Raw genomic sequence first — 11,827 nt, 5'->3', positions numbered from 1 at the left:
GTCAATCGGCCTGCAGGGAAACGGAAGAAGGTGCGGCGCCGCGCTCGATGTCCTCGATCAGCCGCAGCTCCACAAGCTGCGCCAGGTCGGCGATGCGCGGGGCCTTGAAGAAGGCCGCGGGGTGGATGTCCACCGCATAGGCCTTGCGCACGCGGGCCAGCAGGCGGATCGCCAGCAGGGAGTCGCCGCCGAGTTCGAAGAGGTTGTCGTCGGCGCCGATGCCGTCGATGCCCAGGGCCTCGGTCCACAACGCCGCGAGGTTGTGCTCCAGCTCGCCCTCCGGTGCACGGTAGGGCGTGGACAGCACCGGGCGGGGGTGCGCGGCGCCGCCGCCAGAAGACGCCGCAGGATGCGGCGCGGCCTCCAGCGCATCGACGAGCCCGTCCAGAGGGCGCAGGCGCTGCGCGAGCGGCGTGACCGACACCAGCGTCTGCGGCTGCAGCGGCCCGTTCACCACCCGGTCGAACACCTCCATGCCCGCGCGCTCGTCCAGGCCCATGCCCTCGGGCACGTCCATGTCGGCACCGACGCCCACGTCGCGCCAGGCATCCCAGTTGACCGAGAACACCGGCCAGGGGATGTCGCGCCGGCTGGCGGTGGCGAAGGCATCCAGCCAGGCGTTGGCGGCCGCGTAGTCGCTGCGGCCCAGACCCCCGACCCAGCTGGCGACGGAAGAGCACAGCAGCACGAAATCCACGGGCTCGCCGCGCAGGGCCTCCACCATGGCCCGCGTGCCCTGCGTCTTCGCGGCGAAGGCTGCGTCCACCTCCGCCCGCGTGCGGGTGGCCAGCATGCCGCCGCCCGGTTCCATCACGGCATGCACCACGCCGGTCACGCCACCGAAGCGCGCATGCACGGCCTGCAGCGCGCCGCGCCATTGCGCGGCATCGGTGACGTCGGCCGCCACCGCCATCCATTCGATGCCGTCCGCATCCATCGCCTGCAGCTGCACGAGCCTGCGGCGCTGGGCAGCGGGCAGGTCCGCCTGCGCGAGCAGTCCCTTCCATTCCCCGCGCGGCGGCAGTGGCGTGCGCCCCAGCAGCACCAGCCGCGCGCCGTGGCGCCGGCCCAGGTGCCGCGCCAGCGCGAGGCCGACACTGCCCAGGCCGCCCGTGATCAGCACCACGCTGCCCTGACGCAGGCGTTGCGCGCAGGCCGCGGGTGCCGGTGCGGGCTCGTAGGTCTTCACCCAGCGCTGCGCACCACGCCAGGCCACACAGAACTCATCGGCCGGGCGGGCCGGCTCGCCCGCCAGCGCTTCGGCCAGTTGCGCCTCGGCGGCACTGCCGGCGTTCGGCACCAGCACATCCACCACGCGGCAGGCGATACGCGGCATTTCCTGGCCCAGGACGCGCGCCAGCGCCGCCACCGTGGCCTTGCCGGGCTCCAGCGGCTCGTTGCCGGCCACTTCCTCGGCCTGGTCGATCACGACGGTGAGCGACAGTGGCTCGTCCCGGCCCGCGTCCTCGCGGCCCTGTGCCAGGGCCAGGAGGCTGAAGTAGCCGCGCTCCCAGTCCTCCTGCAGCCCGCAGAAATGGAAGGCATGCGTCACCGGTCCGAGCGCGCGCCAGAGCGCCGCATGGTCGCCTCGCTCGTCCGGCCGCAGCGCGAAGCCGCCACTGCCGTCCTCCCTGAAACCTTCGGCCACTGCCACCTGAACCACGCGCGCTCCGCGCTCCGCCAGGCGCTGTGCCAGGCGCTCCGCGAGCGGCAACCCTGCGCCGCCCAGCAGCAGCGCCGTATCACCCGGGCCGGGCCCGGCGGCCTGCGGCACCGCGCCGCTGCGCTGCCATGCGGGCAGGTAATAAATGCCCTGCGGCTGCGCCGCGGATGCATCGCCCTGCGGTCGCGGCGCACCGGCCTCCACCCAGAAGCGCTGACGCTGGAACGGATAGGTGGGCAGCGGCACGTTCCGGCGCCGTGCGCCGCCGCGCGTGGCAGGCCAGTCGATTTCCACCCCCGCCGTCCACAGGCCGGCCAGGGCCTGGGCCAGTTGCTGCGCATCGCGGTCCCGCTGCTGCGGATGGGCCAGGCTGGCCCAGATGCCGGCAGCCGTCGCCGCCTGCGCATGCCGCCGCGCGAGCCCCGCCATGGATTCGCCGGGCCCTGCCTCCAGCACCACGCGCCCCGGCTGCGCTAACACCGCGTCCAGCCCCTCGTGGAAGCGCACGGTGCCACGCAGGTGCCGCCCCCAGTAGGCCGGGCTCATGGCCTCTTCGGCCGTGATCGGCCGGCCGGTGACGTTGGAGAGGAAGGGAATGCGCGGCGCATGGCGCGGCACCGCGGCGATGCGCCGCTCCAGCTCCGCCACGATGGGCTCGACCATGCGCGAATGCATGGCCACGGCCACATGCAGCCGGCGGGGCGCATGGCCCTGCGCGCGCAACGCCCCTTCCGCCGCCTCGATCGCGGCAGGCGTGCCGGACAGCACGCAAAGCGCATCGCCGTTCACGGCGGCCAGGTCGCAGCCAAGGGATAGCAGCGGGGCGATATCCGCCTCCGGCAAGGGCACGGCCGTCATCGCGCCTGCGGGCAGGCCGGCCATGAGCCGGCTGCGCCAGATCACGATGCGCATCGCATCCTCGGGCGCGAAGACGCCGGCCAGGCAGGCCGCGACATATTCGCCCAGGCTGTGGCCCAGCATCAGCGCGGGCCGCACGCCGCACGACATCCACCATTGCGCGATCGCGTACTCGACCGCGAACAGCGCGGGCTGCATGCACTCGACACGCGCGAGCCGTTCGGCGGACTCGGCCTCCCGGCCGGGCGCGGGATGGATCAGCTTCCGCAGATCCATCCCGGTCTCCTGCCGCAGGACGGCGGCGCATGCGTCCAGCGCCTGCCGGAACACCGCGCTGCGCCGGTCGAGCCCCTGCGCCATGCCGATGTGCTGCGCGCCGGAGCCGGGAAACAGGAACACCACCTCCGGCGCGGCAGCCGGCACGCGCTGCGGCACGGGCAGCGGCGCCTCCAGCCGCTGCGCCGCCAGGCCGGGTTCGTGCGCCGCCACGGCCGCCCGCCAGGCCCAGGCCCGGCGGCCGCACTGCAGCGTGTGCGCGATGTCCGACAGCGCCTCGGGGGCCGCGCCGCGCAGGTGGGCGGCCATCTGCCCACGGGATGCGTGGAGCGCGGCCTCCGTGCGCGCCGACAGCGGGAGCACTTCCCACTCCAGCTCCCGAATGTCCCCTGTGTCCTCCTTACCCTCCTGGCCCTGCCCTGCCTGCCCCTCCACGGAGCGGCCCGCGCGCAACATCGGCGGTGGCGCCTCTTCCAGCACCACGTGCACGTTCGTGCCGCCGATGCCGAACGAACTCACGCCCGCGCGGCGCGGAAAGGCACCCCGGGGCCATGGAGCCGCTTCGGTATTGACGTAGAAGGGACTGGATGCGAAATCGATGCGCGGGTTCGGCTGCCGGCAGTGCAGGCTCGGCGGCAGCTGCGCGTGCCTCAGGGCCATGGCGGCCTTGATGAGCCCCGCCACGCCCGCCGCTGCGTCCAGGTGGCCGATGTTGGTCTTCACCGAGCCGACCGCGCAGAAGCCGCGGCGCTGGGTGTCCGCACGGAATGCCTGCGTGAGCGCGGCCATCTCGATGGGATCGCCCAGCGCCGTGCCCGTGCCATGGGCCTCCACATAGCCGATGGTGTCCGCCGAGACACCCGCGACGAGCTGCGCCGCACGGATCACCTCGGCCTGCCCGTCCACGCCGGGCGCGGTGAAGCCGACCTTGGCCGCGCCGTCGTTGTTGGCCGCACTGCCCTTGATGACGGCATGCACCGTATCGCCGTCGCGCAGCGCGTCTTCCAGCCGCTTGAGCGCGACCACGCCCACGCCGCTGCCGATCACCGTGCCGGCGGCATCGGCATCGAACGCGCGGCAATGCCCGTCGGGCGACAGGATCGCGCCGGCCTGGTAGCGGTAGCCGCCCTGCTGCAGCAGGTTCAGCCACACGCCACCTGCCAGCGCCATGTCGCATTCGTGGCCCAGCAGCGACTGGCAGGCCATGTGCACGGCCACCAGGGACGTGGAGCACGCCGTCTGCACGCTCACGGCCGGGCCACGCAGGTCCAGCTTGTAGGCCACGCGGGCGCAGAGCGAGCTGGGCGCATTGGCGCCCATCAGGCCGAGCACGTCGGCGATGCCCGAGCCCGCGTCCAGCCCGGCCGCGGGCAGCAGGTGGCGCATGAGGTACACGCCCGGCCCTTCGCCGCCGTACACACCCACCTTGCCGTCCCAGCGCGCCGGATCGCAGCCGGCATGCTCCAGGCATGCCCAGGCGCTTTCCAGGAACAGCCGCTGCTGCGGATCGAGCTGCTCGGCCTCGCGCGGCGTGAAACCGAAGAATTCCGCGTCGAAACGGTCGAACCCATCGAGCGGCACGCCCGCCTTCACATAGTCGGGATCGCGGCGCAGCGCCTCGGGCACGCCCAGGGCCTCGAGCTCCGCATCCGAATAGGTCCTGACGGAGTCCAGGCCATCGCGGATGCGCTGCCAGAAGGAATCGACATCCGGCGCGCCGGGAAACCGCCCCGCCATGCCGACGATCGCGATCTCCAGGCCACTGGGAGCCTGCGAAGAGATCATGGAAGAGTCAATGGGCACATTCATTCCCGGCCTCCTTGGAGATGCGCGCGGCGCTGCAGCAGTGCTGCCCGCTGCCGGCGCGCACGGTCGTCGGCAAATTGGGAGGCAGCGGACGCGCCGGAATGCGCCGGGCCGCCCTCGCCTTCGCTCTCACCCGCGGCCAGGTCGATGCGGCGCGCGAGCGATTCCACCGTGGGGTGCTGGAACAGGTCCACCAGCGCGAGCCGGCAGCCCCACTCATCCTCCAGCCGGCGGTGGGTACGCACCAGCAGCAGCGAGTGGCCACCCAGGTCGAAGAAGTTGTCCTGCAGACCCACCGACGGCACGCCCAGCAGCTCGCTCCACAGCGTCGCCAGCCGGTGCGCCGTGCTGCCCTGCGGGGCAGCGGGCTCGCCGCTGCCCGTGCCCCCGGCAGGCGCCGGATCGGGCAGCGCGGCCCGGTCCACCTTGCCGTTGGCATTGAGCGGCAGCGCATCCAGCACCACGATGGCACGCGGCACCATGTAGCCGGGCAGCCGCTGCGCCAGTGCCGCACGCAGCGCCACGGCATCCCCCGCGCCGGCTACGTAGGCCACGAGCGACTCGGCACCTGCAGCGCCGCGCACCACGGCCACCGAGTCCTTCACGCCGGCCTGCGCGCGCAGCGCCGACTCGATCTCGCCCAGTTCGATCCGCAGGCCGCGCAGCTTCACCTGGTGGTCGATGCGCCCCAGGTATTCGATCTGCCCTTCGGCATTCCAGCGCACCCAGTCCCCGGTGCGGTACAGGCGCCCGCCCGCCCCTTGCGGATCGGCCACGAAGCGCTCGGCCGTCAGGCCCGGCTGCCCCAGGTAGCCGCGCGCCAGCAGGGCCCCGCCAATGTAGAGCTCGCCGGCCACGCCCTGGGGCACCGGCTGCAGCTGCGCATCGAGCACCCAGGCCTGCGTTTCGCTGATGGGCCGCCCGATGGGCACGGGCCCGGCTTCGTCCCGGCAGGTCCAGCGGGTGACGTGGATCGTCGTTTCCGTGGGCCCGTAGAGATTCTGCAGCGTCGCGCCCGGCAGGCGCCGCAAGGCCTCGCGTTGCAGGGTTTCGGGCATCGCCTCGCCCCCGCAGATCACGTGCCGCAGGCGGGTGCGGTGCTCGATGCCCGGATGGTCCAGAAAGGCTCGCAGCATCGATGGCACGAAGTTCAGCGTGGTGACCTGGTGGCGCTCGATCAGTTGCACGATGTGCTCCGGATCGCGGTGCGCCCCGGGCGGCGCCACCAGCAGGCGCGCGCCGGCCGTGAGCGGCCAGAAGATTTCCCAGCACGACACGTCGAAACCGAAAGGCGCCTTGTGCAGCACCGTGTCCGACGCGGCCAGCCCGTAGGTGCCCTGCATCCAGGCCATGCAGGTGTGCAGCGCCGCATGGCGCACGGCCACGCCCTTGGGCCGCCCTGTGGAACCGGAGGTGTAGATGACATAGGCGAGCTGCTCTCCATGCACCGCGATGCCGGGGTTCTCCGCATCGCCGGGCACGGCGCCGGGCAGATCCCCCTGGCCCTCCACGCCGATCACGCGCACGCCCGGCAGCGCCGGCACCTGCCCGGCCGTCGCCGCATGCGACAGCACCCAGGCGGCGCCGCTGTGCTCCAGCATGTCGCCCAGCCGCCCGGCCGGAAGTTCCGGGTCCAGCGGCAGGTAGGCGCATCCCGCTTTCATCGCCGCCAGCATGCCCACGATCATTTCGGTCGAGCGTTGCATGCAGATGCCCACCAGCGACTGCGGCTGCAGTCCCCGGCGCAGCAGGTGGTGCGCGAGGCGGTTGGCCCGCGCATTCAACTCTCCGTAGCCGATGGCTTCATCGCCGAACAGCAGCGCCGTGGCCTGCGGCTGGCGCGCGGCATGCGCCTCCAGCTGCCGGAAGACCGGCACGGGCGGGCTCTCGCGGTGGTCATTGCGGCCCCAGGCGTCCAGCTGCGCGCGCTCGGCGGGCGCAAGCCACTCCACCGCGCCGGCCGGTTGTTCCGGGTGTTCGGCCATCGCCTGCAGCAGGGCCAGGAAATGGCCGGCCAGCCGCTCGATGGTGGCAGGCTCGAACAGCTCGGCCGCATGGACCCAGGTGAGCGACAGCGCCCCGGTGCCGCGCTCGCGCGCCTCCAGCACCAGCTCGAATTGCGCCTGCGGCCCCTGCAGCGGCTCGGCCCGCACGGCGAGCCCCGGCACCGCCTGCAGCAGCCGCTCGTCCTCCGCCAGGTGGTTGAGCATGACCTGGAACAGCGGGCTCGCGCCCGCGCTGCGCTCCGGCCGCAGCGCCTCCACCAGCCGGTCGAATGGCAGCTCCTGGTGGGCCTGCGCGCCGAGCACCATCTCGCGCGCATCGCGCAGCACGCCGAGCAGCGTGGCCTGGGGCCCCACCGTGCCGGGCAGCACCAGGGTGTTCACGAAAAGGCCGATCAGCCCGTCCACGCCGGGCACGCCCCGCTGCGCCACCGCCGCGCCGACACGCACGCGCGGCTGGCCCGTGTACCGGGACAGCAGCACCTGCAAGGCCGCCAGCAGCACCATGAAGGATGTCGCGCCCTCGCGCGCCTGCAGCGCGCGCAGGCCCTGCACCACCGCCGCCGGCACCTCGAAGGCATGGCGACGCGCGGTGTAGGACGCGCGCGGCGGGCGCGACTGGTCCGGCCGCACCTCGCAGGGCGTCGCGTGCCAATCGGCCAGCCGCTCCTGCCACCATGCCCACTGGCGCTCGCCCTCGCCGGCTTCCAGCCGGCCGGCGGCCCAGGCCGCGTAATCGATGTACTGCAGCTGCGGCATGCCCCGCGCGGCCAGGCCCTGGCGGCGCGCGCCATAGGCCTCCAGCCACTCGGCGGCCCAGAGCTGCATCGATGCACCGTCCGAAAGGATGTGGTGCATCACCACGGCGAGCACATGCGTGCGCGCATCCAGGCTCAGCAGCGCCACGCGCCACGGCGGGCCCTGCAGCAGATCGAAGGGCCGGGACTTTAGCGCGTCCAGCCGCTCGCGCACGGCATCGTCGCGCTCCGAGCAGGCGGTGCGGCCGAGGTCCGCCGCCTCGAACGCGATCGCCGGCATCTCCTCCACGCGCTGGAACGGCACGCCATCCGGGCCTTCGCCGAACACGGTGCGCAGCGACGCCTGCCGCCGCGCCACGTCCTCCAGCGCGGCCTGCGCCGCAACGGTATCGAACGCCCCGTCGATCCACAGCGCCGCGCCCACGTGGTAGGCGGCCTCCGCCGGTGCCAGCTTCCAGAGGAACCACTGGCGCGCCTGGGCATGCGACAGCGGACGGTTCCCGCCGCGCAAGGCCGGCGGCAGCGGCTCCACGGCGCTCGCGACCGCACTGGCGCCGGCGCTGCCCGCCGGCCCCGCGGCCATGGTCGCGCGCAAGGCCTCCACGCATGCGCCGAGCCGCGGGTGGTCGAACAGCACGCGCGGCGCGAACGCCACGCCGAAGCGCTGCGCGATGCGCGCCGCCGCCTGGGTGGCCGCGAGCGAATTGCCGCCCAGCACGAAGAAATGCGAGCTGCGGTCCAGCGCCTGCGACGCCGCGGTGCGCAGCACGTCCTGCCAGATGCCCGCCACCTCGGCTTCCAGCGCATCCAGGGCGCCGCCGGACGAGGTCGCCTCCTCCTCCTGCCCGCCACCGCGCACGAAGCGCCCCCACTCGTGGATGGCGTAGGCATCGGCGCTGCGCTCCGCCCACGCCGCGCGGCAGGCGCTGCGCTGCAGCTTGCCGCTGGTGGTCTTGGGCAGCGTGCCGGGCTGCAGCAGCAGCACGACCGACAGCGGCTCGCCCACGGCCTCGCTCACGGCCGCGCTCAGGGCCTCCACCAGCGCCTGCGGCGGCACCAGCTTCTGCATGCCGCGCGACACTTCCACCGCCGCGCCGATGCCCTCGGCCTGCGCGCCCTGCACCGGGAACACGGCCACGCGGCCCTTGCGCACCGCCTCCACCTCGGCCTCGATGGCCCGTTCCACGTCCTGCGGATAGACGTTGTGGCCGCGCAGGATGATCAGGTCCTTGGTGCGCCCGGTCACCACCAGTTGCCCGTCATGCAGGAAGCCCAGGTCGCCCGTGCGCAGCCAACGCCGGCCGCCATGCTCCACGAAGGTGGCGGCCGTCGCCTCCGGCTGGCCCCAGTAGCCCGCCGCCACACTGGGCCCGCACGCCCACACCTCGCCCACGCCCCCCGCATCGGCGGGGGCGAGCGATGCCACGTCCATGATCTGCACGGCATGCCCGCTCGCCGGCCCCCCGCAGCCCACGAGCAGCGGACCCGTGCCCGCATCGTCGGGTTCCGCCGCACCCACGGCCAGCGCCTGCGCGGAAAAGCCCCGCGCCCACAGGCCCTGCCCGGGGCGCGCACCGGTCACATAGAGCGTCGCCTCGGCCAGGCCGTAGCAGGCATGCACCGCGCCCGCGCGGAAACCCTGCGCCGCGAAGCGCTCGGCGAAGGCCGCCATGGTGTCGGCCCGCACGGGCTCCGCCCCGCTGTAGGCTACGCGCCAGTGCGACAGGTCCAGCCCCTGGGCCTGCGCGTCGCTGATGCGCTCCAGGCAGAGACGATAGGAGAAGTCGGGCCCGCCGCTGACCGTGGCGCGGTGGCGCGACACCAGTTCCAGCCATCGCGCCGGGCGCTCCAGGAAATAGCGCGGCGACACCAGCACCAGCGATGCGCCGCAGTAGAGCGGCTGCAGCAGCCCTCCGATCAGGCCCATGTCGTGGAACAGCGGCGCCCACGAGACGAAACGGTCCTCCGGCCCCGTTGCCATGCCCTCCTGGATGGCGCGCTCGTTGGCCATCAGGTTGCCGTGCGTCACCATCACGCCCTTGGGATGCCCCGTGGAGCCGGACGTGTACTGCAGGAAGGCCAGGTCGTCGTCCGCCGGTTCGTGCGCACGCCAGGCGCCCGCGAGTGCCAGGTCCACCGCGTCGCCCGCGATCACTTCCAGGCCGGGGAAGCCGGCGCGCACCATCGCCTCCCACTCCGTCGTGGTCAGCACGCAGGCCGCGCCGCAGTCCCGCGCGATGCCCTGCAGCCGCGCCAGGTGCTGGGGCCGCTGCGATTCCGGCGGGAACACCGGCACCGCGACGATGCCGCTGTGAAAGCACGCCAGCATGCTGGCGGCATAGTGCTCGTCGTTGTCCTGCAGCACGAGCGCGCGGTCGCCCGGGGCGAACCGCTGCTGCAGCCGCGCGGCCAGGGCGTGCACGCGGCGCGTGAACTCCGCATAGGTCAGCGCCACTTCGCGCCGGCCGCCCCGCGGCTCATCCACCACCGTGAGCCAGACCGTGTCCGGCTGCTCTTCGGCCAGCGTGCGCAGCCGCTCGACGAAATTGCGCGGCGCCGCCGCCTCCGCGTCCAGGGCCGCGGACAGTGCCAGGTCCTTCGCGTTCATGCGCCCGCTCCCAGGTTGCCATGAGGCCGCGCCATGGCCACAACCACCTTGCGCGGCCCCTTGAAAGGCGCGCGCGCATGGGCCGCCAGCATGTTGTCCAGCATCACCACATCGCCCTTCTCCCAGGGGAAGGACACGGTCTCGGCGTCCAGCACCGCGCGCACCTCGTCCATCAGCGCGTCGGGCATGGGCGAGCCATCGGCGAAGAAGGTGTTGCGCGGCACGTTGTCGATGCCCAGCACCTCTTCCAGCACCTCGCGCTCTTCCGCGTCGCGCGCGGAGATGTGGAACAGGTGGGCCTGGTTGAACCACACGGTCTCGCCCGTGACGGGGTGGACCTCGATGCCCTGGCACAGCTGCCGCGTGCGCAGCCCGCCGTCGTCCTTCCACTCCCAGGCGATGCCCGCCTTCGCGCAGAACGCCTCCACCGCGTCGCGGCGGTCCGTGTTGAACACCTTCTGCCACGGCACGTCCATCTCGCCGAAATTGCGCACGTACAGCACTCCCGGCTCGAAGAGGCGGCGGATGCGCTCGGGCATGCGCCGGTGGATGGCCCGGCTGTCCGCGATCGGCGTTTCGCCCCCTTCCGGCGCCGCCGTCACGCAGTGGAACCAGATGCGCATGGGCCACTCGCGGGTGTAGGCCTGCTCGTTGTGCAGGGGAATGGTCTGGTGCGCGGGATACTCCGTGGAGGTATAGACCCCCGCCCCGGTGGAGGCCTCCACGGCCGAGCGCGGCGTCGAGGCGAATTCGTACTTCAGCAGCGGATCGCCGAAGGCCGCCGCGAACTGCTGGAAGGTCTCCACGGCCGGCACGTCGAAACCGCGCAGCAGCACCCCGCCCACGGCCGGCAGTGCCTCCTCGATGCGCGGGCGCAGGCGGCCGAAGGCATCGAGCAGACCCTCCCCGGGCCGGTTCGGCGTGATCAGCAGGGGCAGTTCGGACCCTTCGGGCGCCTGGCGCCTGAATTGCATCGGCATTTCATTCATGTGGAACTCCTCGTGCGCGCAAAGGCGCTGCCAGCCCGCGGCGCCAAAGGCAGCCCGGGAAACCAGAAAAGGAAGCGGGAAAAAAGGTGGCCGCGGTCAGGCGGTGGCCGCCAGGGGCTGCGCGCCGCGCGTCGCCCCCGGTGCCGTCATGCGCTCGGCCAGGGTCCGCAGGAAGCGGTCCTCCTCCTCACGCAGGAAGAAATGCCCGCCGTCGAACCAGTCCAGGGTCGAAGGGCCGCGCGTCTCGCGCGCCCAGGCCTGCAGCTCGGCCGCGGCGATGCGGTCGGCGCGCCCGCCGAAGACGTGGATGGGACAGGACAGCGGCGGCAAGCCTTGCGCACCCTCCGGGCGACGGAAGCCGTGGCACAGGCGGTAGTCGGCACGCAGCACGTCGAGCGTGATGCGCAGCAGCTCAGGCTCGGCGAATACGGCCTCCGGCGTGCCGCCCTGCTCGCGCAGATCCGACATCAGGCGCGCATCGTCCAGCGGCTCCGCATAGCGCTCGCCGCTGCGCAGCGCAGGTGCGGCGCAGCCCGATACGGCCAGTGCCGCAGGCACGGCACCGCCCAGGGCCGCCATGCGACAGGCGACGCCATAGGCGAGCAGCGCCCCCATGCTGTGGCCGAAGAGCGCGAACGCGGCACCACCGGCGGCGCGCAGGCAGCCCTCCGACAGCGGGCCGACGAGATCGGCGTACGACCGCGCGAACGGCTCGCCCATGCGCGCGCCGCGGCCGGGCAGCTCCACCGGCACCACCCGCAACCCGGGGGGCAGGCGCCGCTGCCAGCGCAGGTACATCGTCGCGCTCGCGCCCGCGCAGGGCAGGCACAGCAGCACCAGGTCCGCGTCGCTCGCCATGGCCATCG

Annotated in this window: 4 protein-coding genes; all 4 read right to left on the bottom strand. The window is 73.1% G+C overall.

What is annotated here, in order from left to right:
- Position 1: 1 nt before the first annotated feature.
- The gene (locus tag BLR05_RS01710) at positions 2-4,606 is read right to left on the bottom strand and encodes a type I polyketide synthase (protein ID WP_092831983.1); all 4,605 of its coding nucleotides are present in this window, start codon (positions 4,604-4,606) and stop codon (positions 2-4) included.
- Positions 4,603-9,972 (bottom strand): non-ribosomal peptide synthetase, encoded by a 5,370-nt coding sequence (locus BLR05_RS01705; RefSeq protein ID WP_092831982.1) that lies wholly within the window; start codon positions 9,970-9,972, stop codon positions 4,603-4,605. The genes BLR05_RS01710 and BLR05_RS01705 overlap by 4 nt, the downstream gene beginning before the upstream one ends.
- Positions 9,969-10,961 carry a TauD/TfdA family dioxygenase gene (locus BLR05_RS01700; protein WP_092831981.1) on the bottom strand — a complete coding sequence of 331 codons (993 nt, stop codon included), beginning with the start codon at positions 10,959-10,961 and terminating at the stop codon, positions 9,969-9,971. Before BLR05_RS01700 ends, BLR05_RS01705 begins: the two co-directional genes overlap by 4 nt.
- A 96-nt stretch (positions 10,962-11,057) precedes the next feature.
- On the bottom strand, positions 11,058-11,825 hold the full coding sequence (locus tag BLR05_RS01695) for a thioesterase II family protein (RefSeq protein ID WP_092831980.1): 768 nt from the start codon (positions 11,823-11,825) through the stop codon (positions 11,058-11,060).
- Positions 11,826-11,827: the final 2 nt, after the last annotated feature.

This window comes from Paracidovorax cattleyae, from assembly GCF_900104515.1.
GTDB classification, from domain to species: domain Bacteria; phylum Pseudomonadota; class Gammaproteobacteria; order Burkholderiales; family Burkholderiaceae_C; genus Paracidovorax; species Paracidovorax cattleyae.
This window is presented reverse-complemented; position numbering and strand designations above follow the sequence as displayed.